The 26963-nt window shown below is 61.5% G+C and carries 25 protein-coding genes; 10 read left to right on the top strand and 15 right to left on the bottom strand.

The window, feature by feature from the left end; translation table 11 throughout:
• Nucleotides 1-14: 14 nt before the first annotated feature.
• The 7 genes from J1N02_RS14735 to J1N02_RS14705 all read left to right on the top strand — a co-directional run bounded on the left by J1N02_RS14735 (nt 15) and on the right by J1N02_RS14705 (nt 7199).
• A complete protein-coding gene (locus tag J1N02_RS14735) occupies nt 15-1256 on the top strand; it encodes an SfnB family sulfur acquisition oxidoreductase (RefSeq protein ID WP_027607836.1) in 1242 nt (413 codons plus the stop codon).
• Between the two features lie 24 nt (nt 1257-1280).
• Nucleotides 1281-2474 (top strand): SfnB family sulfur acquisition oxidoreductase, encoded by a 1194-nt coding sequence (locus J1N02_RS14730; RefSeq protein ID WP_421147446.1) that lies wholly within the window; start codon nt 1281-1283, stop codon nt 2472-2474.
• Entirely contained in the window at nt 2474-3826 is a 1353-nt protein-coding gene (locus J1N02_RS14725; protein ID WP_421147445.1) for an LLM class flavin-dependent oxidoreductase, read from the top strand. The genes J1N02_RS14730 and J1N02_RS14725 overlap by 1 nt, the downstream gene beginning before the upstream one ends.
• Nucleotides 3827-3971: 145 nt before the next feature.
• Nucleotides 3972-4787 (top strand): MetQ/NlpA family ABC transporter substrate-binding protein, encoded by an 816-nt coding sequence (locus J1N02_RS14720; protein ID WP_065941082.1) that lies wholly within the window; start codon nt 3972-3974, stop codon nt 4785-4787.
• Nucleotides 4784-5899 carry a methionine ABC transporter ATP-binding protein gene (locus tag J1N02_RS14715; protein ID WP_027607840.1) on the top strand — a complete coding sequence of 372 codons (1116 nt, stop codon included), beginning with the start codon at nt 4784-4786 and terminating at the stop codon, nt 5897-5899. Before J1N02_RS14720 ends, J1N02_RS14715 begins: the two co-directional genes overlap by 4 nt.
• Entirely contained in the window at nt 5889-6533 is a 645-nt protein-coding gene (locus J1N02_RS14710; protein WP_414887333.1) for a methionine ABC transporter permease, read from the top strand. The genes J1N02_RS14715 and J1N02_RS14710 overlap by 11 nt, the downstream gene beginning before the upstream one ends.
• Nucleotides 6534-6572: 39 nt before the next feature.
• Nucleotides 6573-7199 (top strand): class I SAM-dependent methyltransferase, encoded by a 627-nt coding sequence (locus J1N02_RS14705; RefSeq protein WP_027607842.1) that lies wholly within the window; start codon nt 6573-6575, stop codon nt 7197-7199.
• A gap of 83 nt (nt 7200-7282) precedes the next feature.
• Here the strand turns inward: J1N02_RS14705 and J1N02_RS14700 are convergent, their stop codons facing one another.
• The 12 genes from J1N02_RS14700 to J1N02_RS14645 form a co-directional block, all read right to left on the bottom strand.
• Complete coding sequence (locus J1N02_RS14700; protein ID WP_421147444.1) at nt 7283-9457, bottom strand: glycoside hydrolase; 2175 nt, start codon at nt 9455-9457, stop codon at nt 7283-7285.
• Between the two features lie 161 nt (nt 9458-9618).
• Nucleotides 9619-12684: an efflux RND transporter permease subunit gene (locus J1N02_RS14695; RefSeq protein ID WP_421147443.1), complete on the bottom strand. Its 3066-nt coding sequence runs from the start codon at nt 12682-12684 to the stop codon at nt 9619-9621.
• A complete protein-coding gene (locus J1N02_RS14690; RefSeq protein WP_027607845.1) occupies nt 12681-13751 on the bottom strand; it encodes an efflux RND transporter periplasmic adaptor subunit in 1071 nt (356 codons plus the stop codon). The genes J1N02_RS14695 and J1N02_RS14690 overlap by 4 nt, the downstream gene beginning before the upstream one ends.
• Nucleotides 13748-14830, bottom strand: a complete 1083-nt coding sequence (locus J1N02_RS14685) for an efflux RND transporter periplasmic adaptor subunit (RefSeq protein WP_027607846.1) — start codon at nt 14828-14830, stop codon at nt 13748-13750. Before J1N02_RS14685 ends, J1N02_RS14690 begins: the two co-directional genes overlap by 4 nt.
• 205 nt (nt 14831-15035) lie before the next feature.
• On the bottom strand, nt 15036-15887 hold the full coding sequence (locus J1N02_RS14680; protein WP_065925839.1) for a transporter substrate-binding domain-containing protein: 852 nt from the start codon (nt 15885-15887) through the stop codon (nt 15036-15038).
• Nucleotides 15884-16660, bottom strand: coding sequence for an amino acid ABC transporter ATP-binding protein (locus tag J1N02_RS14675; protein WP_065941076.1), 777 nt, complete (start codon nt 16658-16660; stop codon nt 15884-15886). The genes J1N02_RS14680 and J1N02_RS14675 overlap by 4 nt, the downstream gene beginning before the upstream one ends.
• Complete coding sequence (locus tag J1N02_RS14670; RefSeq protein ID WP_027607849.1) at nt 16657-17316, bottom strand: amino acid ABC transporter permease; 660 nt, start codon at nt 17314-17316, stop codon at nt 16657-16659. Before J1N02_RS14670 ends, J1N02_RS14675 begins: the two co-directional genes overlap by 4 nt.
• The gene (locus J1N02_RS14665; RefSeq protein WP_065941074.1) at nt 17297-17962 is read right to left on the bottom strand and encodes an amino acid ABC transporter permease; all 666 of its coding nucleotides are present in this window, start codon (nt 17960-17962) and stop codon (nt 17297-17299) included. Before J1N02_RS14665 ends, J1N02_RS14670 begins: the two co-directional genes overlap by 20 nt.
• Nucleotides 17963-18472: 510 nt before the next feature.
• Entirely contained in the window at nt 18473-19255 is a 783-nt protein-coding gene (locus J1N02_RS14660) for a MetQ/NlpA family ABC transporter substrate-binding protein (RefSeq protein WP_027607851.1), read from the bottom strand.
• 149 nt (nt 19256-19404) lie between these two features.
• Nucleotides 19405-20325, bottom strand: a complete 921-nt coding sequence (locus tag J1N02_RS14655; RefSeq protein ID WP_027607852.1) for a sigma 54-interacting transcriptional regulator — start codon at nt 20323-20325, stop codon at nt 19405-19407.
• A gap of 49 nt (nt 20326-20374) precedes the next feature.
• Nucleotides 20375-20956, bottom strand: a complete 582-nt coding sequence (locus tag J1N02_RS14650) for an alpha/beta hydrolase (protein WP_016975008.1) — start codon at nt 20954-20956, stop codon at nt 20375-20377.
• A gap of 240 nt (nt 20957-21196) precedes the next feature.
• Nucleotides 21197-21445 (bottom strand): hypothetical protein, encoded by a 249-nt coding sequence (locus J1N02_RS14645; RefSeq protein WP_098480616.1) that lies wholly within the window; start codon nt 21443-21445, stop codon nt 21197-21199.
• A gap of 457 nt (nt 21446-21902) precedes the next feature.
• Here J1N02_RS14645 and J1N02_RS14640 point away from each other — a divergent pair, with 457 nt between their 5' ends.
• Genes J1N02_RS14640 through J1N02_RS14630 form a run of 3 tightly spaced genes read left to right on the top strand, consistent with a single transcriptional unit; the run spans nt 21903 to nt 24699 of the window.
• A complete protein-coding gene (locus tag J1N02_RS14640; protein WP_421147442.1) occupies nt 21903-22850 on the top strand; it encodes a TauD/TfdA family dioxygenase in 948 nt (315 codons plus the stop codon).
• 53 nt (nt 22851-22903) lie between these two features.
• Nucleotides 22904-23752, top strand: coding sequence for an EamA family transporter (locus tag J1N02_RS14635; RefSeq protein WP_027607853.1), 849 nt, complete (start codon nt 22904-22906; stop codon nt 23750-23752).
• Nucleotides 23752-24699, top strand: coding sequence for a LysR substrate-binding domain-containing protein (locus tag J1N02_RS14630; RefSeq protein WP_421147441.1), 948 nt, complete (start codon nt 23752-23754; stop codon nt 24697-24699). Before J1N02_RS14635 ends, J1N02_RS14630 begins: the two co-directional genes overlap by 1 nt.
• Nucleotides 24700-24783: 84 nt before the next feature.
• Here the strand turns inward: J1N02_RS14630 and J1N02_RS14625 are convergent, their stop codons facing one another.
• Genes J1N02_RS14625 through J1N02_RS14615 form a run of 3 tightly spaced genes read right to left on the bottom strand, consistent with a single transcriptional unit; the run spans nt 24784 to nt 26776 of the window.
• Nucleotides 24784-25185, bottom strand: coding sequence for an ExbD/TolR family protein (locus J1N02_RS14625; protein WP_010565408.1), 402 nt, complete (start codon nt 25183-25185; stop codon nt 24784-24786).
• A gap of 1 nt (nt 25186) precedes the next feature.
• A complete protein-coding gene (locus tag J1N02_RS14620; RefSeq protein ID WP_027607855.1) occupies nt 25187-25906 on the bottom strand; it encodes a MotA/TolQ/ExbB proton channel family protein in 720 nt (239 codons plus the stop codon).
• 54 nt (nt 25907-25960) lie between these two features.
• A complete protein-coding gene (locus J1N02_RS14615; RefSeq protein ID WP_421147440.1) occupies nt 25961-26776 on the bottom strand; it encodes an energy transducer TonB in 816 nt (271 codons plus the stop codon).
• Between the last annotated feature and the right edge of the window lie 187 nt (nt 26777-26963).

The following is a 26963-nucleotide window of genomic DNA, read 5'->3' as shown; positions in this document are numbered from 1 at the left end:
AAGGAGCGGCGCTGATGTCTAACTTGGCTCTAACACCCCCCCAGAGTGATCTGGACGTTGCTCCCCTGCTGTTGCCGGCCACCGTGCTGCGCAACGATGCAGAGGCGCTGAAGGCTGCCCATGAGCTGGCCCAGGCCGCGCGCCTGCAAGCCGCCCAGCGTGACCAGCAACGCAAGCTGCCGTGGGCGCAGATCGAACAATTCACCCGCAGTGGGCTGGGCAGTATTTCCATCCCCCGCGAATACGGCGGCCCACAGGTGTCGTTCACCACCCTGGCGGAGGTGTTCGCGATCATCAGCGCGGCAGACCCGGCCCTCGGGCAGATCCCGCAGAACCATTTCGGCATTCTGCAGGTGTTGCAGGGCGCCGCCACCGAGCGTCAGAAAGAGCACCTGTTCCAGAGCGTGCTCGACGGCTGGCGCATCGGCAATGGCGGACCTGAACGCGGCACCAAAAACACCCTGGAGCTCAAGGCGCGCATCACCGCCCAGGGCGATGGTTACGTGATCAGCGGCCAGAAGTTCTACTCCACCGGCGCGCTGTTTGCCCATTGGGTGGCCGTGAAGGCGCTGAACGACGACGGCAAGCAGGTCATGGCGTTTGTACGCCGTGGCACCGCAGGGCTGCGCATCGTGGATGACTGGTCGGGCTTCGGCCAACGCACCACCGCCAGCGGCACCGTGCTGCTGGACCGCGTGCCCGTGGACGCCGAACTGGTCGTAGACAACTGGCGCATCGGCGAAAGCCCGACTATCCAGGGCGCCGTTTCCCAACTGATCCAGGCCGCCATCGACGCCGGCATCGCCCGTGGCGCGCTGGATGACACCATCGCCTTTGTGCGGGAGCGTTCGCGCCCGTGGATCGACGCCAAGGTCGAGCGCGCCAGCGATGACCTCTACGTGATCGCCGATATCGGCAAGCTGAAGATCGAACTGCACGCCGCCGAGGCGCTGTTGCGCAAGGCCGGGCAAGTGCTGGACCAGGTCAGCGCCGCGCCGATCACCGCACAGTCCGCCGCGCGTGCGTCGATTGCCGTGGCCGAAGCGAAGGTGCTCACCACTGAAGTGTCGTTGCTGGTCAGCGAAAAGCTCTTCGAACTGGCCGGCAGCCGCGCCACCCTCGCCGAATTCAACCTCGACCGTCACTGGCGCAACGCCCGGGTGCACACCCTGCACGACCCGGTGCGCTGGAAGTATCACGCCGTCGGCGCCTATCGCTTGAACGGCACGTTGCCGGCTCGCCATTCCTGGATTTAACCGACCAGACCTCTGGAGAAACTCATGACCTTTTCTCACCGTGTCGCGGTTATCACCAGCGACGAACAGGCCCTTATTGTCGCCAGCGACCTGGCCGAAGACTTGCGCCGCGACAGCGCCCAGCGCGACCGCGAACGCCGCCTGCCGCTGCCCGAGCTGGACGTGTTCTCGCGCTCCGGCCTGTGGGGCATCAGCGTGCCCAAGGCATTTGGCGGCGGCGGCGTGTCCAACGTCACCCTGGCCAAGGTCATTGCCCTGATCGCCCAGGCGGACGCCTCCCTGGGCCAGATTCCGCAAAACCATTTCTATGCCCTCGAAGTGCTGCGCGTGAATGGCAACCCTGAACAGCAACAACGCCTGTACGCCGAAGTACTCGCCGGCCAGCGTTTCGGCAACGCCCTGGCGGAACTGGGCACAAGGACCGCCCATGATCGCGTCACCAAGATCACCCGCGACGGCGACGGCTTCCGCATCACCGGTCGCAAGTTCTACGCCACCGGCGCGATCTATGCCCAGCGCATTCCTACCTCGGTGGTGGATGAGCACGGCATCCAGCAACTGGCCTTTGTCCCCCGTGACAGCGAAGGCCTGACGGTCATTGACGACTGGAGCGGCTTCGGCCAGCGCACCACCGGCAGCGGCTCGGTGGTGTTCGATAACGTGTGGGTCGCTGCCCACGACGTGATCCCGTTCCAGAGCGCTTTCGAGCGCCCGACCACGGTCGGCCCGCTGGCGCAGATTCTTCACGCCGCCATCGACACCGGCATCGCCCGCGCCGCCTTTGAAGATGCACTGCACTTTGTGCGCACCAAGACCCGCCCATGGATCGACTCCGGCAACGACAAGGCCACCGAAGACCCGCTGACCCTGAAGAGCTTCGGCCACCTGAGCATTCGCCTGCACGCCGCTGAAGCCTTGCTGGAACGTGCCGGTGTTTACCTCGATCGCGCCCAGGCCGACAGCAATGCAGAGACCGTGGCGGCTGCGTCGATTGCCGTGGCCGAAGTACGCGCCTTGAGCACGGAGATTTCCCTGGCCGCCGGCAGCACCCTGTTCGAGCTGGCCGGCAGCCAGGCCACCCTCGCCGAGCACGGCCTCGACCGCCACTGGCGCAATGCCCGCGTGCACACCCTGCACGACCCGGTGCGCTGGAAGTACCACGCTGTGGGCAATTACTACCTCAACGCTGAAAACCCGCCACTGCGGGGGACCATTTGATGGCAAAGAAAAAGATCCTGCTCAATGCCTTCAACATGAACTGCATCGGGCATATCAACCACGGCATGTGGACCCATCCACGGGACACGTCCACCCAGTACAAAAGCATCGAATACTGGACCGACCTCGCGCAAACCCTGGAGCGCGGACTGTTCGACGGTTTGTTCATCGCCGATATCGTCGGCGTGTATGACGTGTACCAGAACTCCATCGATGTACCGCTCAAGGAGTCGATCCAGCTGCCGGTCAATGACCCGCTGCTGCTGGTTTCGGCGATGGCCGCCGTGACCAAAAACCTCGGCTTCGGCCTCACCGCCAACCTCACCTATGAGCCGCCGTACCTGTTCGCCCGGCGCATGTCCACGCTCGACCACCTGAGCCGCGGCCGGGTCGGCTGGAACATCGTCACCGGCTACCTCGACAGCGCCGCCAAGGCCATGGGCCTCACCGAACAGGTCGAGCATGACCGGCGCTACGACCAGGCCGATGAATACCTGGAAGTGCTCTACAAACTCTGGGAAGGCAGCTGGGAAGACGACGCGGTGCTCAACGATCCGCAGGCGCGGGTCTATGCGCAGCCGGGCAAGGTGCACAAGGTCGAGCACCATGGCGAGTTCTACCAGGTGGAGGGTTATCACCTGTGCGAACCGTCGCCGCAGCGTACGCCGGTGCTGTTCCAGGCCGGCAGTTCAGACCGTGGCCTGTTGTTCGCCGGGCGCCATGCCGAGTGCGTATTCATCAGCGGGCAGAACAAGGCCGCGACCAAGGTGCAGGTGGACAAGGTGCGCGCCAGCGCGGTCGAGGCCGGGCGCAACCCGGATGACATCAAGGTGTTCATGGGGCTGAACGTGATCGTCGGCGCCACCGAAGAACTGGCCTGGGCCAAGCATGCCGAGTACCTGAGCTATGCCAGCGCGGAGGCCGGCGTCGCGCATTTCTCGGCGTCCACCGCGATTGATTTTGCCCAGTACGAACTGGACGAGCCGATCCAGTACGTGAAGAGCAACGCGATCCAGTCGGCCACCAAGAATCTGCAGAACAACGACTGGACCCGACGCAAGTTGCTCGAACAGCATGCCCTCGGCGGGCGCTATATCACCCTGGTCGGCTCCCCCGAACAGGTCGCTGACGAGCTGGAATCCTGGATCAGCGAAACCGGGCTGGATGGCTTCAACCTCACGCGCATTGTCACGCCGGAAAGCTATGTGGACTTTATCGATCTGGTAGTGCCGGAGTTGCAACGACGGGGCTCGTACAAGACCGCTTATGAGACCGGCACGCTGCGCGAAAAAGTCTTCCACGCCAGTGCTCGCTTACCCGAACAACACACCGGCTCGACCTACCGCCACTGATTGGAAAATGTGGGAGAGGGGTTGCTCCCGATAGCGGTGTATCAGTCACCGGATTGGTTTGCTGACACTCCGCTATCGGGAGCAAGCCCCCTCCCACAGTGGATCTCCATTGTTTGTACAAATACCTTATGACTGGAAATCGACCATGAAAAAAACACTGCTCTCCCACCCAGTCAAAGCACTGGCCCTGGCCTTCGGGTTGTTCAGCTCGGCGGTGTTCGCCGCCGATGCACCGTTGAAAATCGGCACCACCGCCGCCTTCGCGATTCCCCTGGAGGCCGCCGTCGCCGAAGCCGGCAAGCAAGGCTTGAAGGTCGAGCTGGTGGAGTTCACCGACTGGATCGCGCCCAACGTCAGCCTGGCCGCCGGCGATATTGACGTGAACTACTTCCAGCACATCCCGTTCCTGGAAAACGCCAAGGCCGCCGCCGGCTTTGACCTGGTGCCGTACGCGCCGGGCATCATCAACAACGTCGGGCTGTATTCGAAAAAGTACAAGAGCATCAACGACCTGCCCCAGGGCGCCAGCGTGGCGATTGCCAACGACCCGATCAACAGCGGTCGCGGCCTGCAACTGCTGGCCAAGGCCGGCTTGATCACCCTCAAGCCGGGCGTGGGCTACAAGGCCACCGAAGAAGACATCGTCAGCAACCCGAAGAAGATCAAGATCCTGCAAGTCGAGGCCGTGCAACTGGTGCGCGCCTATGACGACGCGGACCTGGTGCAGGGCTACCCGGCCTACATCCGCCTGTCCAAGACCTTCGATGCCGAGTCGGCGCTGCTGTTCGACGGCCTCGACCACCCGGAATACGTGATCCAGTTCGTGATCCAGCCAAAAAGCAAAACCGACCCGCGCGTGATCAAGTTCGTCGACATCTACCAGCACTCGCCGGTGGTGCGTGCCGCCCTGGATAAATCCCTCGGCAAGCTCTACCAAGTCGGTTGGGAAGATAAAAAATGACCGCCGCCCACGCTCGACTGCGCGACCTGGGCTCACCGCCCAGGGACGCCGAACAGACAGAACTGCATCCGGACCTGAACCGCGCGCACGTGCGCTTTATCAACCTGGGCAAGACCTACGACGGCGGCGTGCATGCCTTGCAAGGCATCGACCTGGCGATCCAGCGCGGTGAAGTGTTCGGCATTATCGGCCGCAGCGGCGCCGGCAAGTCCTCGCTGATCCGCACCATCAACCGCCTGGAACAACCCAGCAGCGGGCGCGTGCTGATCGATCAGGTGGACATCGGCGACTTCGACGAAGACCACCTGGTGGCGCTGCGCCGACGTATCGGCATGATCTTCCAGCACTTCAACCTGATGTCGGCCAAGACCGTGTGGCAGAACGTCGAATTGCCGCTGAAAGTCGCCGGCGTGCCCAAGCCCCAGCGTGAGCAAAAGGTGCGTGAGCTGCTGGAATTGGTCGGATTGCAGGACAAGCACAAGGCCTACCCGGCGCAGCTGTCCGGCGGGCAGAAACAGCGCGTGGGCATCGCCCGTTCACTGGTGCACGACCCGCAGATCCTGCTGTGCGACGAAGCCACTTCGGCCCTCGACCCGGAGACCACCCAGTCGATCCTCGGCCTGTTGCGCGAGATCAACCGGCGCCTGGGCCTGACCATCGTCTTGATCACCCATGAGATGGCGGTGATCCGCGACATCTGCGACCGCGTGGTGGTGCTGGAACACGGGCGCATCGTCGAGCAAGGCCCGGTGTGGCAAGTGTTCGGCAACCCGCAACATGAGGTCAGCCAGACCCTGCTGGCGCCGCTGCAACATGGGCTGCCGGAAGAACTGCAAAGCCGTTTGCACCCCCAGCCTGAATCGCCGGACGCCGCCGTGGTGCTGCGCTTGCAGTTCACCGGCAGTGCCAGCGATGAACCGGACCTGGCCGCGCTGTTCAGCGCCCTCGGCGGGCGCGTGCGCTTACTGCAGGGCGGTGTCGAACGGATCCAGGGGCATGCCTTGGGGCAACTGCTGCTGGCGGTGAATGGCTCACCCCACGGCACTGAAGAACTGCGCAACCGCGCCGCGAACTGGGCACAACAGGTGGAGGTGCTGGGCTATGTGGTTTGATCGTTTGGTGCAAGGCGCCATCGACACTTTGTTGATGGTCGGCGTGTCGTCGTTGATCGCCTTGCTGGTGGGGATTCCGCTGGCGGTGTTTCTGGTGACCAGTGACAAGGGCGGCATCTACCAGGCGCCGACGCTGAACCGGGTGCTGGGGGCGTTCGTCAATCTGTTCCGCTCGATTCCGTTTTTGATCCTGATGGTGGCGCTGATCCCGCTCACGCGGCTGATCGTCGGCACCACCTATGGCGTGTGGGCGGCGGTCGTACCGCTGACCATCGCCGCCACGCCGTTTTTTGCGCGGATCGCCGAAGTGAGTCTGCGCGAGGTCGACCACGGCCTGATCGAAGCCGCCCAGGCCATGGGTTGCCGGCGCTGGCACATCATCTGGCATGTACTGCTGCCCGAAGCGCTGCCGGGGATCGTCGGCGGGTTCACCATCACCCTGGTGACCATGATCAACTCGTCGGCCATGGCCGGGGCGATCGGGGCCGGTGGCTTGGGCGACATTGCCTATCGCTATGGCTACCAGCGCTTTGATACGCAGATCATGCTTACGGTGATTGTGCTGCTGGTGATCCTGGTGGCGGTGATTCAACTCGGCGGCGATCGCCTGGCGCGAGTGCTGAACAAGAGGTGAGGTATAGTCGGGCCATCTCAGTGCCCGGTATTCATCACCATGCCCCTCAAGCCCGACGACCTCGACCAGATCACGTCCACCACCCTCGGCCACTACAACAGCGTGGCCGAGAGCTTTCGTGAAGGCACCCGCGATCACGATGTGAGCCAGAACATCGACGCGCTGCTGCGGCATATCCAGGGCTCGGCGCCCTTTACCGTGCTGGATTTCGGCTGCGGGCCGGGGCGGGACTTGCAGACCTTTACGCGCCTGGGGCATATCGCCGTCGGCCTGGATGGCTCCGAGCGGTTTGCGCAGATGGCGCGCGAAGACAGCGGCTGTGAGGTGTTGCAGCAGGACTTCCTCAAGCTGGATCTGCCCGCCGAACGCTTTGACGGGATCTTTGCCAATGCGGTGCTGTTTCATATCCCCAAGCAGGAATTGCCCCGTGTGCTCAAGCAACTGCATGGGGCGTTGAAGCCCGGCGGTGTGCTGTTCAGTTCCAATCCACGGGGTGAGAACCAGGAAGGCTGGAACGGGCCGCGCTATGGTTCCTATCACGACCTCGAGGCCTGGCAGGCACTGCTCACCGCCGCCGGCTTCGTGGAACTGGAGCATTACTACCGACCCGCCGGGTTGCCTCGACCCCAGCAGCCCTGGTTGGCCAGCGTTTGGCGCAAGGCTTGAGTCCGGGCAAGCCCATTCCCACATTTGAAATGCATTCCCCTGTGGGAGGGGGCTTGCCCCCGATGACGGACTGATGGACACCCCTACTGCACCTGATACACCACCGATGTCCCATCCACCACCGCTGTCACACTCCTCGCCGCAACCCCCTCTCTCGACCCCGTGGAAAAATTCGCTACCAACCGCGTGCCATCGGCAAACGTGGTTTCCTGCACCTGCCGATCCGCCGTCAGCCAGCGAAACCCGGTCATCGCCTGGGTGGCCAGGCGCTCATGCAGCGGTCGGAAAAATCGATCCTGGCGCTGGATCAGCGGCAGCCGCGCCTTGAGCGTCGCAGCACTCAGGTGATAAAGCGGCGGCACGTTGTAGAGCAGTTGGGTCAGCTCATTTTCAGCCCGCACATTGCTCAGCTTGAGGCTGTCGAACAGCCAGTGATGGGTGGTGATCACCGAGCCATGGAACACCGCCTGATACAGCGGCAGGCGCAGCGTCGGGTCGAAGTAGAGGGTGCGAAACGGCTCGTTCAGCGGCACCGACTTGAAGAACACCGCCGGTTGTTCCGGCGGGTACCAGTTGCCCACGTAGTAGGGCGACTGTTTGTCCTGGGTCATGTCGCGATCCCCCCAGCCCAGCACCGGGGTTTGCATGCCATGGGCGAACAGGATGCCCCGGGCGGTAATGGCGTTGCCGTCTTCGGAGCCGGTCGGCAATTGCAGCGTGGTGTTCAGCCAGCGGGACGCATCGATATTGCCTTCGGCGTTTTGCGCCTGGGTCATCGGTGCGTTGGTGCGGTAGCTGTCGAACAGCATGCTGGTGGCGTACGCATCGAGAAACCAGGCGTTGAAGCCGGCCACGGCCTGCACGGCTTTCACCCGCGCCTCCAGCAGAGGCCGCACGCAGCGCGGGTCGGTGTAGTGGCCGGACTGCTGGAAGCCGATCTTGAGCGTGCCGTCCTTCAATACGATGGCGCAGTCGCGGTAAGCCTGGCTACCCAGGTGGGCGGTGGTCCAGTCGGGGTTTTCGGTGGCGGACAACGCGGTTTGGTAGGAATCGTAGGGCGCCATCAGGTAGCCGGCGTCGACACCGGCGCGGATGGTCTCTGGGTGCCAGAGGCCGCCTTCCCAGCCTTCGCCCAGGGTCAGCATCAAGCGTGGCAGCCCGGCGTCGCGCAGCGTCTGTACCACCTGGCTGCCCCAGGTGCCGGGGCTATCGCGCAGGGCGCCGGCAAAGTCCACGGCCAATTCGCGACGCAACTCGCCATAGCGCGCGGCAAGACGGGTCATATCGGGCTCGTCCACCTGCCAACTCTGCCGGGCCTTCCTGTTGATCGCGGCGTTGAGGCCGCGCAACAGCACCCTTTGCTCGTAGCGATTCAAGGCGCGGGGCTGCACCAGCACCGCTGCGGAGTCCTTGTCCAACAGGCCTCTGAGTTCATGAGCGCGCAAGCGCTGGAGCAACAACAGCCAATCACGCACACCCTCCGGCGCCAGCAGGTCATTGCCCCACAGGTAGACATGGCTGGCGCCCAGCAGCTTTTCAGCCCCAGGGGTTTGCCGCAGCTTGTCTGCCAGGGGCTCATAGCGACCCTGCGCGACCAACCATCGGCGATAGCGCTTGGCCCCGGCCAGCGGATCGCTTTCGCCCAGGTGCAACAGCAGGGTCATGGGGGCGGCAGGCCCGAGCGAAGTGAACTCATGGGCCAGCGACAGCGCCTGGCCCCGCCAGCGCAGGCGGTTGTTATAGGGATTGGTCAGCAGCCAGTTGAGGGTGAAAGCGCCGTGATCGACGCCCCACAGCGGCAGGCTGAGGTCCTGGGTGGTGTTGATGTCACCCTGCGCCACCAGGAAAGCGTTCCACATGGCATGGCCGGCCGGCACGTAATGCCCTTCGGCCAACGGCCATATCAACCCTCGGCCCATGGCGCTCGGCGGTTGTAGAAGAATCGGCAGCTCACCGGCTTCCCGCGCCGTGATCGACAGCAGCAGGTCGCGCTGCTCAAGGCTGGCAGTCACGCGATAGGCACCGTCATCCCATTGCCAACTGGCCTGTTGCGCGTTTTGTGCGAGTTGGCTGACGGCACGCGCCGCTACGCCGTTGGAGGCCTGCACCTGGGGCTGGCCACTGGGTGTCACACGGATGGCGAGGGTGGCCGGGTCGAGTTCGACTCGCCACAACGGGTTTTCCAATACGGTGCCGGCAAAGGCCAGGGGCGACAGGAACAAGCAGCAGATCAGTAAGGTATGACGCATACTGTTCATGGCAGGCGATCGTTGAGAGGTGGGGGTCGAAGGGTAAAGCGCTCAACGGTTGGCCAGGGCAACAAGTGTCGCTTTCGGAAGTTTCCCACGGATCAAATGCCCAGCTGAGATCAATTGTGGGAGGGGCGGTGCGACGATTCGACTTGCTCCCTCCCACATTTTTAACCGTGTTGTTCCTGTTGTTCCTGCTTTGGTTCGCGGATCTTGTACCAGGCCACATACAGCGCCGGCAAAAACAACAACGTCAGCAAGGTGGCGATGATGATCCCGCCGATCATCGCGTAGGCCATCGGCCCCCAGAACACTTCGCGGGCAATCGGGATCATGCCCAGGCTCGCCGCCGCCGCCGTGAGCAGGATCGGCCGGCGCCGATGCTCGGTGGCTTCCACCACCGCGTCCCACGGCGTGTAGCCGGCCACTTCATATTCGTGGATCTGCGTCACCAGGATCACCGAGTTGCGGATGATGATGCCGATCAGCGCCAGGATGCCGAGGATCGCCACAAAGCCCATGGGCGTGCCCGTGGGGATCAACGCCAGCACCACGCCAATCAGCCCCAGCGGCGCGACACTGGCCACCAGGAACATCTTCTGCACGCTGTGCAGCTGGATCATCAGGAACGTCGCCATCAGGAACAGCATCAACGGCACCACGCTGGCAATCGGGCCTTGGGCCTTGCCGCTTTCTTCCACGGTGCCGCCGGTGGCGACCTTGTAGCCCACCGGCAGGCCGGCGCTGAATCTGTCGATCTCCGGCTTGAGCTGCTTGACCAGGTCGGTCGGCTGCATCTCATCGCGCACCGAGGCCTTGATGGTGATGGTCGGCTTGCGGTCGCGACGCCACACCAGCGGCTGCTCCAGCTCATAGCGCACCGTGGCGAAGGCCAGCAGCGGGATCGAGGTGCCGTTGGGCGTGACGATCTGCAGGTTCTGCAAGGTTTCCGGCGTGCCACGTTCGGCGTCTTCGGCACGGCCGACCACGCTGATCAGGTAGATATCGTCGTGCACCTGGGTCACCGAGGCGCCGCTGACCACGCTGTTCATCAGTTGCGCCACGTCCTCGGAGGACAGCCCGAGCTGGCGCGCCTTGTCCTGGGCAATGTCGATGCGCAGCACTTTGCCCGGCTCGTTCCAGTCGTAGATGATCTCGCCCAGGTGGGTGTTTTTATCCAGCAGGGTCGCCAGTTCGATGGCGTGTTTACGCACTTGGTCGGTGTCTTTGCCGGACACGCGATACTGGATCGGACGCCCCACCGGCGGGCCCATTTCCAGCGGCTGCACAAAACTGCCGATGCCCACGAAGTCGTCGCGCAGGCGCTTTTGCAGGCGCGCAATCAGGGCACCGCGCTCCTCCAGGCCTTTGCTGACGATCACCAGTTGCGCGTAGTAGGGGTTTTCCAGTTGCTGGTCGAGGGGCAGGTAGAAACGGATCGCGCCCTGGCCGATATACGTGCTCCAGCGTGCAATGTCCGGGTCGTCCTTGATGATCGCTTCGAGGCGGTCGACGGCCTTGCGCGTCTCGTTGATCGAGGCGTTTTGCGGCAGGTTGAGGTCGACGAGGATTTCCGGGCGGTCCGACGACGGGAAGAACTGGTTCTGCACAAACTGCATGGAGAACACCGACGCCACGAACAGGCCCACGGTGATGCCGATGGCCCACCAACGGTTGCGCATGGCCCACAGCATGCCGCCATTGAATGCGCGGCCGATGCGCCCCGGCTCGGCGCTGTGGGGTTTCACCTTGGCGCTGAGGATATGCACGCCGATCACCGGCGCAAACAGCACCGCCACCACCCACGACACCAGCATCGCCACGGCAATCACCGCGAACAGGGTAAAGGTGTACTCGCCCGCCGAACTGGCGTTGAGGCCAATCGGCACGAAGCCGGCCACGGTCACCAAGGTACCGGTGAGCATCGGGAATGCCGTGGAGGTGTAGGCGTAGGTCGCCGCCTGCTCCTTGGTTTCGCCTTTTTCCAGGCGCGTGATCATCATCTCCACGGTGATCATCGCATCGTCCACCAACAGGCCGAGGGCGATGATCAACGCACCCAGCGACACACGCTGCATGGTGATACCGCTGTATTCCATGAACACGAATACCAGCGCCAGCACCAGTGGAATCGAGCACGCTACCACCAGCCCGGCGCGCATGCCCAGGCTGATAAAGCTCACCACCAGCACGATGATCACCGCTTCGAACAGCGCGCTGGTAAAGCCGCCGACGGCCTCTTCCACCACTTCGGCCTGGTCGGAGACCTTATGCACACCGACGCCCACCGGCAGGTCGGCGGTCAGTTCGTCCATGCGCGTGTGCAGCGCCTTGCCAAACGACTGGATATTGCCGCCCTTCTGCATGGCGATGGCCAGGCCAATCGCCGGCTTGCCGTTGAAACGGAACATCGGCCGCGCCGGGTCGACGTAGCCACGGCTGATCTCGGCGATATCCGCCAGGCGATAGAAGCGGTCATTGAGGCGCAGGTTGACGTTGGCCAGGTCTTTCTCCGAGGCGAACTGCCCCGAGGTACGCACCGAGATGCGCTCCGGCCCGGCCTCGATCACCCCGGCGGGGGTCACCGCGTTCTGCGATTGCAGGCTTTGCACCACCTGGCGCTGATCGATGCCCAGGGCCGCCAGTTTGCGCGTGGAGAAGTTCAGGTAAATCACTTCGTCCTGCTGGCCGATCATCTCGACCTTACCCAGCCCCTGCACCGAACGGATTTCGGCGCGCACCTGCTCCACGTAGTCGCGCAGCTGGCGCATCGACAGGCCGTCGCCGGTAAAGGCGTACACCGAGCCGAACACATCGCCGAATTCGTCGTTGAACGACGGCCCCTGCAAGCCCTGGGGGAAGGTGCCACGAATGTCGTCGATCTTCTTGCGGACCTGGTACCAGATCTCCGGAATCGCCTTGGCGCTGGTGGTGTCCTTGAGGAACACGAACACCGTGGATTCACCCGGTCGCGTGTAGCTTTTCACATAGTCGAGGGCGTCGAGTTCCTCGAGCTTTTTCTCGATGCGGTCGGTGACCTGCTTGAGGGTTTCTTCCTGGGTCGCGCCCGGCCAGCGGGTCTGGATCACCATGGTCTTGATGGTGAACGAGGGGTCTTCCTCGCGGCCCAGGTTCATGTAGGAGAACACGCCCATCAGCAGCGCGACGAACATCAGGTACCAGACGAAGGACTGATGCTTGAGGGCCCAGTCGGATAAGTTGAAGCTGCCTTTCATCGCGGGCTGTCCTCGTCGATTTTGACTTTCTGCCCGGGCTTCAGGCTGTTCACGCCGGCGGTAACGATACGCTCGCCGGGTTTGACGCCGCCGTTGAGCAAGGCGCTGTCAGCGTCACGGCTAAGCACCGTGATATCGCGCGGTTGCACGGTCTGGCTTTGGGTATCGAGGATCCAGATGCGGGTCTTGCCGTCGACTTCCTGCAAGGCGCTCAGGGGCAATTCGATGCGTGGGGCGATGGCCGAACTCAAGGTCACGCTGATCGCCGTACCAAGGCGGAACGCGGGCGGCGTTTCGGCCAGGGTCAGGCGCGCGCGACGGGTGCGCGTGGCGCTTTGGGCCTGGGGTTCGATCTCGCGCACGGTGGCGGTGGTGTGGACGCTGGGGTCGAGTTGCCCGGCGACGAGGAATACCACATCCGCCGGCAGGCGCTCGGCGAGGCCGGCGGGCAGGTCGATGACCGCCTCCTTGATGTCCGGGCGCGCCAGGGTCACCACTTGCTGACCGGCGCTGACCACCTGGCCGGCCTCGGCATTCCAGGCGGTGACGATGCCGGCGTGGTCGGTGCGCAGCTCGGCGTAGTTGAGCTGGTCCCTGGCCTGGTTGACCGAAGCCTGAGCCTGGTCGAGGGAGGCCTGGGTGGTCTTCAGGTCGGTCTGGGCCACGTCCAGTTGGGCCTGGGCGCCGACGCCACGGTTGAACAGCTCCTGCTGGCGACGGGCATTGGCCTGGGCGTTGATGAACTGGGCCTGCACCCGTGCCAAATCGCCCTGGGCGGCGCGCAACTGGTTCTGTTGGTCGGTAGGGTCAAGCACCGCGAGCAAGGCGCCCTTGTCCACTTCGGCGCCCACATCCACGGCACGCCGGGCGATGCGACCGGGGACCCGGAAGCCCAGATTGCTTTCATAGCGCGCCTGGATGGTGCCGGCGAAACGGCCGAGGGTTTCCTGGTCCTCGGATTTCACCTCCATGGACAGCACCGGGCGCACGGGCTCGGGCGCCGGTTCTTCTTTGGAGCAGGCCATCAGCAACAGGCTGGCGGCGAGTACAACCGTCAGGCGCTTCATGGCTGGGCTCCTGGCTGGGCAATCTCGACCAGCATGCCGGGGTGCAGCAATTGCCCACCGGCCACCACGACTTTTTCGCCGCCCTTGAGGCCGTCGCCAATAATCACTTTGCCGGTGAGGTAACGCGCCACCGTGACCTTGTGCAGTTGCGCCTTGCCCTCGCCGTCCACCAGCCATACGGCGGGCTCGCTGAGGTCTTTGGTCAACGCCGACCAGGGCAGCTCGATACTCGCCTTGGCCGGGCCATTGGCGGTGGCACTGACCACCGAACCAAGCCGCATGCCTTCGGGTAACGATTGCAGGGCGATCTTCACTTGCACCGTGCCGGTATTGGCGGCTACGGCAGGCGTGACTTCACGCACTTTACCCACGGCCTTGATGCTCGGGTTATCCAGCAGGCTGACGGTGATCGGCGCATCCGGCGGCGGCTCAACCAGCAGTGACTCATAGACGTTGAACACCGCATCGCGCTCGCCATCGCTGGCCAGGCTGAAAATCGGCACGGTGGCCTGCACCACCTGACCGACTTCGGCCTGGCGCGCGGTGATCACCCCCGGCGCATCCGCGATCAGCGCGGTATAGCCGAGTTGTTCACGGGCGTTGGCCAACTGTGCCTGCGCGGCGGCCAGGGCACTTTGGCTGCTGCGCAGCGCGGCCTGGGCGGAATCGTATTCGCTGCGGCTGGTGTAGCCCTTGGGCAGGAGCTTTTCCTGGCGCACAAACGCGGCGGCGGTTTGCTTGACCCGCGCCTGCTCGGCCACGACCTGGGCCTGGGCGGAGTCGACGTTGGTCTGTAGATCCTTGGGGTCGAGCCTGGCCAGCACCTGCCTGGCTTTAACGCGATCGCCCACATCCACCATGCGCTGGATGATCTTGCCGCCGACCCGGAAGGACAAATCGGTTTGCACGCGGGCCTGGATATCTCCGGTCAGCGTGACGGCCGCGGCGAAATCGGCGGGTTGTACGGTTTGAACAAAAACCCGCGAATGGGCCTTGGGCTCAGCTTTTTCCTGGCCACACGCGCTCAGCAACACCACTAAACCCAGACCGACGATACAGATGGAAATACGACCGCCCATGCAGACTCCTTGTGCGCGATGCGATGTGCCAGTGTGTATGCGACTGTGAGCTTAGTTCAGGGTTCCTTATCTGCATGGGGAAGGCGTATTGAGGTGAGTTCATCGGCCTCATCGGGGGCAAGTCCTCTCGCACATGTGACGTGTGAATACATTCAAATGTGGGAGGGAGCTTGCTCCCGATAGCGGCATAACAGTCAGCGCAGAACTAGCCCTGCCACTTCCCGCCTTCAACGATCACACTCTCAGGCTTGGTGTCATCGCTCAGCTCCTTGCGCACATATTGGTCGTAGAGCTTGAGCAGAAATTTCTCCTCACCCAGCTTCGCCAACTCGGCATTCACCCAGTCACGCAGTTCGATATTGCCCTTCTTCACCGCCGGGGCGATGGGCGCTTCGTCACCGAGTTTCTCTTCCAGCACGCGGTAGCCCGGGTTCTGCTTGGCCCAGCTGAACAGCACCAGGTTGTCTTGCGCGTAGGCATCGCCACGCCCGGCCGACAGCGCTTGCAGCGATTCGGAGTTTTTCTCGAACTTCAGCAGTTTCCAGTCCGGGTGGTTCTTGGTCAGCCAGATATCGGCAGTGGTACCGGTGGTGACGATGGTGGTGCGGGTGGCCAGGTCATCCAGGCTTTTGACCGCGCTGTCCTGGGGCACCAGGGCCTGCACCGCGACTTTCAGGTTGGGGTTGGTGAAGTCCACTGCTTCCTTGCGCTCGGGCGTCACGGTCATGTTGGCGAGGATCAGGTCGACCTTGTCGCTTTGCAGGAACGGAATACGGCTGGCCGGCTCGACGGCGACGAATTCGACCTTGTTCTCATCGCCCAACAGGTCCTTGGCGAATTGGCGGCCGATGTCGGTATCGAAGCCGACATAGCGGCCCGCTTCGTTGACGAAGCCAAACGGTGGCTTGTCGGTAAACACGCCGACGATCAGCTTGTCCCGCGCCTTGATCTTGTCGAGGTAGCTCACGGCGGCAGCAGGTTTAGCAGGCTCTTCGGCCTTTTTATCGCAGCCGGCCAGTAAGGCGACAGCCAACAGTGGCAGCAGTAATTTTTTCATAGCAGCTCCAGTTCCTTGGTTTTCTTGGGCAGTGTTGAGACAAAGGAGAACTTCTCCAGGAACTGCTGCGCGCGTGCGGTTTGCGGGTTCGTAAAGAATTCTTCGGGGGTGTTGTGTTCGAGGATGCGACCGGCCTCCATAAACACCACGCGGTCGGCGACGGCGCGGGCGAAGGCCATTTCGTGGGTGACGATCAGCAGGGTCATGCCATCGCGGGCCAGGCCCTGGATCACCTCCAGCACTTCCTTGACCATCTCCGGGTCGAGGGCGGCAGTGACTTCGTCAAACAGCATGACCTGAGGGTTCATGCACAGCGAGCGGACGATGGCGATGCGTTGCTGCTGGCCGCCGGAGAGCTGGCGCGGGAAGGCGTCGCGCTTGTCCGCCAGGCCTACGCGGGCCAGCAGCTTCTCGGCCTGCGCGCGGGCTTCGCGCGGCTCGCGCTTTTGCACTTTCAGCGGGCCGAGCAGGATGTTGTCGAGCACGCTCATATGCGGGAACAGGTGGTAACTCTGGAACACCATGCCCACGTCCTGGCGCACCTGGCGCCAGTCGGTGGTTTTATCCAACAACTCCTTGCCGGCAAACCGCAGGCTGCCGCTATGGGCCACTTCCAGGCCGTTGAGGCAGCGCAGCAAGGTGCTTTTGCCGCAGCCGCTGGGGCCGAGGATCACCACCACTTCGCCGCTTTGCACACTCAGGTCGATGCCCTTGAGCACCTGCTGGTCGCCGAAGAATTTGTTGAAACCCTGGAACTCGATCAATGCGCTCATGCTTGGGCCCAGCGCCGTTCCAGCACCTTGGAGGCGGCCGACAACGGGTAGCAGATAAAGAAGAAAAACAGGAACAGCGCGCCGTAGATCAACACCGACTCATAGGTGCGCTCGATGATTTGCTGGCCGACCTTGATCACGTCCACCACGCCGATCAGCACCGCCAGGGAACTGGTCTTGATGATGCGCGTGTAGACGTTGATGGTCGGCGGCGTCATGCGCTTGAGGGCCTGGGGCAGCAACACGTAGCCGTACAACTGCGGGTCGGACAAGCCAATCGACAGGCCGGCTTCGCGCTGGCCGCGGGGCAGCGAATGCAACGCGCCGCGTACCACTTCGCCCACTTCGCTGGCGCCCCACAGCGACAACACCAGCACCGCGCACCAGAAGCTGGGGATGCTCAGGCCAAAGAAGATCGGCAGGCCAAAGAACAGCAGATACAACCACACCAGCACCGGAATCGCCCGGAACAGCTCCAGGTAAACCCGCAGCACCGCGTTGACCAGCCTGTTGTTCAAGGTGCGCAGCACGCCATACAACACGCCGCCGACCGTACTGAAGGCGATGCTCAACAACGAAATCGACAGGGTCTGCGCAGCGCCCTTGCCCAATTGCGGCAACGACACCCACAACAACTCAAGACCCGAACTGGCCATGCTGGAGCCTCCTTTCCAGGCGGCTGAGCAGCAGCGACAGCGGCAAGAACAGCAGCACGCAAATCAGCGTCAGCACGGCGAGCATTTCGTAGGTCTTGTAGTAGAGGGCGATGTAGCTCTTGGTGGTGTAGAGAATCTCCGGCACCGCCACGGCAGAGACCACGGTGGTCTCCTTGAGCAGGAAAATGAAATTGGCGAACAACGCCGGCAGGCTGAGGATGCCGGCCTGGGGCAGGATCACATGACGCAGCAGTTGCCAGTCCGACAGGCCGATGGACTTGCCCGACTCGATCTGCGCCAGGGGCACCGCTTCCACGCCGGCGCGCAGCACTTCGGTGAGGTAGGCACCGCCGAGGAACGTCATGGTGATGATCGCCGCCCAGAACCCGGAGATATTCAAACCCAGGGCCGGCAAGGCGAAGTACACGAAGAACAGCTGGATCAGCAGCGGTGTATTGCGCGCCAGTTCCACATAGAGCGCCACCAGGCGCGACAGGTACGGCGTGCGAAACACCAGCAGTGCAGCGTTGATCAGCGCCACCAGCAACGAGGTGGCAATGGCGATCAGGCCCACTTGCAGCGTGACGCCCACGGCGTTCAAAAACGCCGGCAGGGTGCTGAGGATAAAAGCGAAATCGAAGGTCATTGTGAGTCCATGACGCCGCAGGGGTAATGCGGCGAGCGCCGTCCGATCCGGCGTGGGTAACGCCGGGTAGCGCGAACTTTAAAGGTATAAAAAGTAAAATTTAAATACCGAAATAGCATATTGATATCACCCAAAAAGATAACCGACGGATTCGCAGGTTTTCCAGGTGACGACTATGGTTGGGGGGTCTGTGTTTCGAGGGAATGAACAATGAACAAAGCGAAACCGATTGATCCGCAGGAGCTGGTGAAATGGTTGGTGGCGTTGCGCAGGGCGATCAATAGCCGCGCGCTCTGACACGCTGAAAATCCACTGTGAGATGAAGATCAAATGTGGGAGGGGGCTTGCCCCCGATAGCGGTATGTCAGTCACAGATGCATTGACTGAACCACTGCTATCGGGGGCAAGCCCCCTCCCACATTTTGATTGCATTCCAGATTCCACACATAAAAAACGCCGACGCTATGTGAGCCGTCGGCGTTGAAACCTTGAAGGGGGTTTTGGCTTACATCAGAACGCGGGCACGACTGCGCCGTTGTACTTCTTCTCGATGAAGGCTTTGACTTCCGGGCTGGTCAGGGCCTTGGACAGCTTCTGGATAGCGTCGCTGTCCTTGTTGTCCGGGCGCGCCACCAGGAAGTTCACGTACGGCGACTTGGCATCTTCGATGATCAGCGCGTCCTTGGCTGGGTTCAAGCCAGCTTCCAGGGCGTAGTTGGTGTTGATCAAGTCCAGGTCAACCTGGTCCAGCACCCGTGGCAGCAGGGCCGATTCCAGCTCTTTGAACTTCAGGTTCTTCGGGTTGCTGGCGATGTCTTTCGGCGTGGCCAGGGCGTTGGTCGGGTCTTTCAGGGTGATCACACCGGCTTTCTGCAGCAGCAACAGGGCACGGCCGCTGTTGGAGCCTTCGTTCGGGATGGCCACGGTGGCGCCATCCTTGAGCTCGGAAATATTCTTGATCTTTTTCGAGTAACCGCCGAAGGGTTCAACGTGCACGCCAACCACGGTGACCAGGTTGGTGCCCTTGCCCTTGTTGAAGTTTTCCAGGTACGGCAGGGTCTGGAAGTAGTTGGCGTCCAGGCGCTTCTCGGCAACCTGTACGTTTGGCTGTACGTAGTCGGTGAAGACTTTGATTTCCAGGTCCACGCCTTCTTTGGCGAGGGTTGGCTTGACCAGCTCAAGGATCTCGGCGTGCGGGATCGGGGTGGCGGCCACCACCAGTTTCTCGTTGGCCTGGGCGAAGCTTGCAGTCAGGGCAGCCGCCAATGCGGTAAACAACAGAACCTTTTTCATGCAGTGTCCTTATCGGAAATCCGGGGCGTCTCTGACGACCGTTTTTTAGGTGGTGTGCCAGCGAAGTGCTATCGCGGCGTGGAATGGACAATACCTAGATTTTTTATTCCCGAACAATATCTTTTATTCACGCTGATATTCCATTTTGCTCATGTAGCGGCTTGTTCGCTTAGAAAGCTGCGCAAGGTTTCCCGCTCAGCCGGGCTGGCATTGGCGAAGATGCGCTGCACTTGCTCCAAGGGCGACCCCGCCACCGGCAGGTTCAGGTGTTCGGGCAGAATTTCGTCGCCGCTGCTCACCAGCAAGGCGAAGTGGATGACGTTCTCCAGCTCGCGGGTATTACCCGGCCAGCTGTGGTGTTCGAGGACGCGCTGGGCCGCATCGCTGATCAGCGGCACCGGCAGGTCCAGGCGCTGGCTGTAGATGCCGAGGAAGTACTCGGCCAACGACAGGATATCGCCCACCCGCTCACGCAATGCCGGCAAGTCCAGCTGGCCTTCGCTCAGGTAATGGAACAGCCTCTCATGAAACTTGCCGGCGGCCACGGCCTGGGCCAGGTCGATGCTGGTGGCGGCCACCAGGCGCACGTCCACCGGACTCGGCTGGTGGGCGCCCACGCGGGTGACTTCATGGTTTTCCAGGGCCGCCAGCAGTTTCACCTGGATCGGCAGCGGCAAGTCGCCGATCTCATCCAGATACAACGTGCCGCCATTGGCCGAGCCAAACCACCCGGCCCGGCTGCTGGCCGCGCCGCTGTGGGCGCCGGCGGCATAGCCAAACAACTCGGCGTCGGCGTAGGTTGGGCTGATGGCGCCGCAATTGACCGAGACAAACAAACCGGAGCGGTCGCTGCCCCGGTGAATATGCCGCGCCAGCAATTCTTTACCACTGCCGGTCTCGCCTCGAATCAATACGGGCAAGGCGCGCGGGGCCAGGTTTTCCAGGTCTTCGCGCAGCTTGCGCGAGCGCGGGTCGACAAACACCAGCGCCTTGGCGCGGATGCTCAGCGGGCTTTTTTCGGCGTCGGGGAAGGTCAGCAGCGGCTGACCGAAGGTTTCATGCAGACTCATGGCAGGCTCCCGCCCCAAATCCACTCAGGGACGGGGCGTTGAAAAAATATCAGGCGGTGCGCCGGGCGTGATGCTCCAGGCGGCTTTGCAGGCGATACAGGTAGGCAAACCCCTGCTCCCAGCGCTGGTGACCGGACTTCACATTGATATGCCCGGCCCCCGACAGGATGCCGGCTTCGGCGCCCCAATTACGCGCCAGCTCCAGGGCCCGGGGGGCGCTGACGGCGCTGTCGTTATCGGAACTGACCACCTGGCTGGGAAACGGCAGCAGGTCGGTCGGGATCGGCGCAAAGTTGCGCAGGGCCGGCGAGCAGGCTGGCCGTTCAACGTCCGCCGGAGCCACCAGCAAGGCACCGCGCACCTGCCGCAGGAACTGCACCGGGGCAGTGGCCGCCCAATGGGCCACGGTGATGCAGCCCAGGCTATGGGCGATCAGGATCACCGGCGTGCTGTCGGCGGCGATCGCCTCGGCCAGCGCGGCGACCCAATCTTCACGGCGCGGTGTGAGCCAATCGGCCTGCTCCACGCGTGCGCTGTTGGGCAGGCTGTTCTGCCAGTGACTTTGCCAATGATCTTCTGGCGATCCTTGCCAGCCCGGCACGATCAGATAACGAATCGACTCGCTGTGCATGGGTGTGCCCTCCTGCAGCGTTTAACGTTGTAGGACAGTATAGGGACGAGGGTTATATTCGTTAAGGAATAAGAAGCTATTTATTAATAACCAAAAACTCAAACCCGCATGAGATCAAAATGTGGGAGGGGCTTGCCCCCGATGGCGATGGGTCAGCCACCTATTTTTAGCTGACGGACCGCTATCGGGGGCAAGCCCCCTCCCACATTGACTCGATTTCACATTCAATTTGCAGTGGTTTTAGATGACGTGATTGGTACGAGGCATGCAGTCGATGGTGCGATCCACCACGGTCTTGGCCGTTTCCAGCAAATGCCACACCGCATGGACTTTCGCGCGGTCGTGCGGCTGCAGGTGCTCACAACAGTCCCATACGGTGGCCGATGCGCTGTGGATCAGGTGAGCGATATAAAGTTGGGCGTCTTCGAAACTGAGGTTTTCGTTGGCGACAAGGCAGTCAACGGGTGGGTCGGGAAGTGCTTTGGTCATGGTGTAACTCCTATTGAACACGGGAGCGACCACTAACGCGGCTAAACGATAGGTGGCAGCTGTACGCGGGTTAGCAGACTGGCCAATAGGAACACCAGCGCACCCGAGGGTGCCCCACGCACAGCCACCATAAACGCGGATGTGAACCGTGTGCCTATTGAACTCAGGCTGCTAAACCCGATCGCTGAAAACCAGCGACGGGCCGAAGACTAGCCATCCATTCAACAGTCACAAGGCGGCGGGGATTGTCTCGGAAACGTCCTGCAATTTAAAGGGATACGGCTTGCCGGCCCTTTACAAATCATGACGAAATGCCAGCATCGATCACCTGATGAACTTTCTTGTAGGAAATATCTTCCATGACGGTTTTTTATGGCTCCGCTGACGACTTTTCGCTTTTCCGGAGAGTGGTGAGGTTAGTTAAATATTGACTCCAACCAACCCCGTAAAGCTCGCAATGAATATAAATATAAGTACTTTCCACCACGAAATTTCTAAAGTCAGGCTTTCTAAAACCGCATTCAACGAACTACTGAGCGCAAAAGCCAGCTCCGAACCGGATGATCAAACTAATCGATTCGATGCAAAGCCTGCTTACATCGCCCCCCATCACTCGCAGACCCTCAGCGCAGAACTGCGCAATATACGAAAAATCGTTGATCACGAAAAACACGTCCTTATCCTAGATGGATTTAAAGTCGATGATCTTGCAGGCTTCAAATCTTTGATATGGACGTTCGGCTCTTTGCTGGGAGCGCCAATGGTGCAGAACCATCTTGGCCATAGGGTTATTGAGGTGTATGACCGGGGAGGTAAAAGCATTGAAGAAGGTACGAGATATCATCAGACCCGTCAGGGCGCATATGTCCATAACGATGGCGTAAGCGATCCGCTCCCTATCGATTATTTGATTCTGGCTTGTGGCCAGAAAGCCTTACTCGGCGGCGAAAGTATTCTGATAGACGCAAGCGCGGTATACGCTGAATTAATGGCATTCCCTGAGGTACTGGAAGAACTTAAGTGCGATTTCTATTTTGAAAATCGAGGTATGGCGGAGGAAGAACAATTATTCAAAGCGCCAATCTTGAGCTTTTCAAATGAGGGCATCCCTTTGATTAGGTACTTCCGCGTCTATATCGAATCGGCCCACATCAAAGCGGGAGCGCCATTAACCCTGGCGCAAATACATGCATTGGATTTTCTAGATACAGTCCTTGATCAATATTCAGTTCAACATCGAGTGCTGCTTGAACCAGGGCAGGTTCTTATTTCAGCTGACAACAAGTTTCTCCATACCCGAACTCATTTCATCGATAAGAGCGCTCCGCGCTTAGAGATTGATGACGCAGTCTCTTTGAAAGATCTCAATCGATACATGTTACGAATGTGGTTGCGCAAACGATGATCCCTCGCTGGCCATAAGGCACAACTTCATATTCCCATCACAAGCCGAGCCCCATGGACAACTCCAACATCGCGATCACCCTTGTTTTGATCTCCGCCTTCATGCACGCCACCTGGAACGCGGTCGTCCGGGCGGGGAGCAGTCGCTTCATGACCTTGGCCATGGTCGATGGTACGGCGTTGCTGATCTGCCTGGCGGCGCTGCCGCAGGTGAATACGCCAAGCCTGCAGGTGTGGGGCTACGTGCTGGTTTCCGTGGTGCTCAACACGGCCTATCGATTGTTTCTGATCAAAGCGTATGAAACCGGCGACTTTGGGCAGGTCTACCCGGTCATGCGCGGGGTGCCACCGGTTTTAGTCGCGCTGTTTTCCTATTTCCTGCTGCACGAGCAGCTATCGTTTCATGCCATGGCGGGGGTGTTGCTGATTTGCGTAGGCATTATCAGCCTGACATTCGTGCGCAGGATGTCCGCGCGTATGTTCAAACCAATTCTGATGGCGGTGTGCGCAGGTGCTTTCATCGCGTCCTACACAGTGGTGGATGCCAAAGGTGTCAGAGCCAGTGAGACGGTGCTGCAATACATCATCTATCTGACGGTATTCCAGAGCATTCCGATTCCGGCGCTGGCGTTTTTCAAGAAACGTCTGGAATTCGCAGAGGCCATTCGCAACCATTGGAAAGTCGGCGTAATGGGCGGCGTTTTTTACCTCACTTCCTACGGCCTGGTGCTGTTCGCGCTGTCGCTGGATGCGGTGGCCAAGGTCTCAGCGTTGCGGGAAACCAGTGTTATTATCGGCGCCATTATTGCCGCGCTGTTTTTTCACGAGCGGTTCGGCTGGCGGCGGATGCTTTCGGCGTTCGTCATTGTTTGCGGGATCATCCTGATCAAAGTGAGCACCTGATGGGCCAACGTCCGCCACCTACACCCATGCTGCAAGCCTTTGTCAGTGCTGCACGAACAGGCAGTTTCGCCCGCGCAGCATCAGAGTTGAGCCTCACCGCCAGTGCCATCAGTCATCAGATCGCAGGTCTGGAAGAGTGGTGGGGCGTTCAGTTGTTCGAGCGCCATTCGCGGGGCGTCAACCTCACAACCGCCGGGCAGGCTTTGTTGCCGGTGACCGATGATTTTTTCAAAACCCTTGAGACGGTGTTGCACTCGCTGAATCCGCGCAAATCTCAGCCCCTTTATCTTTCGTGCACTTCGTCCCTGTGTTCGACCTGGCTAATCCCCAGAATGCATGGTTCCCACACCGACGCTTCATTCAATCTCGACCTGGTATTGACCAGTGCGGATATGAATAGCGCCAATCTCGGTGCCCATCAATTCGATGTTGCGATTGTGATGGGGTACGGCGACTACCCGGATCATCATGCCGAGCTTCTGATGCGCGATGCCGTGTTCCCGGTTTGCTCACCGGAGTTTCAACGCATGAATGGCGATATTTCGCTGACGGATATCGCGCGGTATCCACTCATTCACCGTGTGGACGATCAAGTGTGTCCAGGGTGGGAAAGCTGGTTTGCGTTCCAGGGCCTGGCAGCTGCGCCTTATCACCATGGGCCGCGCTTTCCGGACTCAAGCCTGGCAATCAGTCTGGCAGTGAAGGGTGGCGGGATTGCGCTGGCCAGGACAGCGTTGGTGTATGACCAGTTGGAAGAAGGTGCATTAGTCACACTAGGCGGCCCGCTGATAATGTCGCCGGCGGCGTACTACGTTATTTGTAGGAATGGGCGGCAGTCGGAACCTGATATCGCTCGGTTGATTGACTGGCTCAAAGAGAGCGCTAGAAAGTTTCAGCAAGAAGTTGAAATCCGGTATCCGCAAATCGCTGGGGTTGGCGCACTTTGATCGTGTGATGTTACTGAAACGGAGGCAAAAAAAAGGCCGCACCCTGCCAAGGAAACGGCCAAAAAATTGTCGAGGCTTTTGAAACTAACGTGCGGTAATCACCGACAGTTTGGTAATCCCCGCGCGCTCGATAGACGCCATGGCTCGCGCCACTTCGCCGTAGTTCACACCATCGTCAGCCTGCAGTTGCACCCGCACATCGGGGTCCTTGGCCTTGGCCGCCTGCAGGTTGAATTCCAGCAGGTCCGGCTGGATTTCGTCCTTGTTGATAAACAGTTTGCCGGCGCCGTCGATGCTCACCACCAGCGGGTCCTTCTGCTCCACCGGGGCTACGGCCTCGGTCTTGGGCAGGTTGATCGGGATCGCATTGGTCAACAGCGGCGCGGTGACGATAAACACCACCAGCAGCACCAGCATCACGTCCACCAGCGGCGTGACGTTGATCTCGCTCAGTACCTCATCACTGTCTTGCGTGGAGAAGGCCATTTCAGGACGCCTCCTTCACTTTTTGCGGGTTGCCCGGCGCATGTTTAGTCAGGGCCGGGTGCAGCAGCACACGGAAGGAGTTCTTCTGCGCCAGGCTGTAGAAGTCGTGGGCAAAGTCATCCAGGTCCGCCGCCGTGAGCTTGAGGCGACGCAGGAAGTAGTTGTAGACCAGCACCGCCGGCACCGCGACGGCGATCCCCACGCCAGTGGCAACCAGGGCGGCACCGATGGGGCCGGCCACGGTTTCAAGGCTGGCGGAGCCGGCGGCGCTGATGCCCTTGAGCGCTTCCATGATCCCCCACACCGTGCCGAACAGGCCGATAAACGGCGAGGTGCTGCCGATACTGGCGACCACGGCCAGGCCGGTTTCCAGGGAGCGGCGCTCACGTACGATCTGTTGGCGCAGGGCACGCTCGAGGCGGTCCTGGTGGTTGATCGCCTGGCTCAGGTCGGCCGCATGCGGCGCTTCCCCGACCTGGATCGCGGCGTAACCGGCCTGGGCCACACGGGCAGCGGCGCCGGGCTGGGTTTCGGCCAACTCGGCGGCCGAGTCGAGGCTCGACGCCGCCCAGAACTGTTTGTGGAACTTGCGATCCTGCGCTTTAAGGCGACCGAACTGCACGCCCTTGAGCAGGGCCAGGCCCCAGGTGGCGACCGAAAAGACCACCAGCAGCCAGATCACCGCGCTTTCGATGGATTCAAGTGGAGATGCTAATGCCATGATGTTTTCCCTCTGTACAAGTCGCGGCGTGTGCTGCACACCGCAGCGCAATAGTTAGTGAATCTTGAAGTCGATCGGTACGCTGACCCAGCCGTCCTGGGCCACATCGCCCTGCTTGGCCGGCACGAAGCTCCACCGCTTCACGGCGGTCAGTGCGGCGTCGTCGAGTTGCTGGCGACCGCTGCTTTTCTGGACCTGGATCTCGCCCGGCTTGCCGCTGGCCAATACATGCACCCGCAACAACACCGTGCCTTCCCAACCGCGACGCTGCGCCAGGGACGGGTACTCCGGCGCCGGGTTCTTGAGGTACGCGGCGTTGGCCGAAGCCGGTGTCACCGGGGCTGGCGCGGGCGGAGCGGGCGCAGGGGCCGGTGGCGCCGGTTGCGGTGGCGTGGGCGCCTGCTCGACCGGTTTCGGTGCGGGCTTGGGCTCAGGCTTTAGCACCGGCTTGGGCTTGGGTTTTGGAATCGGCTTGGGCGGCGCCGGCTTGGCGGCCAACTCATCCACCACCGGCGGCGGTGGCTCGACAACAGGCGGTGGCGGTGGTGGCGGCACAGGCGGTGGCGGTTCCACCACGGGCGGTGCCGGCTGGGAAAATTCGATGGTCATCGGCGGAATCTCCGGCGGCACAATCGGCAGCACCGGGGTGGGTTTCTGGCTGACCCAATAAATCACTGCACCGTGCAGGGCCAGTACCAACAAACCGAGCAGGATCCCCTCGCGGCGGCTGGAGAATCGCTTCGGGGTTTGCTGCGTTCGCAATTGCCCCAACGGCGCGCGGTGCGGCCGGCCAAGGTCGACCAACTCACCACTCGGTGCCTGGCGCCATTGCGCCTCGGGTGCACTGGCGGCGGTCTGGACATTGCCCATTGATTGACTCCCTACGGTTTCGAAACAAAAAAACCGACGGGCCTGCGTGGAAGGCCGTCGAGGGCTGAATCATCGGGGCCAGACGCTTATCTCTTAAAGTAATCTTTGAAGTTATAGATAGATCAAATTTGAATAAACGAATGCTCTGCAAACACCAAAGCCCCGGCCCACGTGGCCTGGCGCCGAG

The sequence above is a fragment of the Pseudomonas sp. NFX5 genome, assembly GCF_049132125.1.
GTDB classification, from domain to species: domain Bacteria; phylum Pseudomonadota; class Gammaproteobacteria; order Pseudomonadales; family Pseudomonadaceae; genus Aquipseudomonas; species Aquipseudomonas marginalis.
Note: the sequence above shows the minus strand (reverse complement) of the source record. Positions and strands in the feature narration are given on the sequence as shown.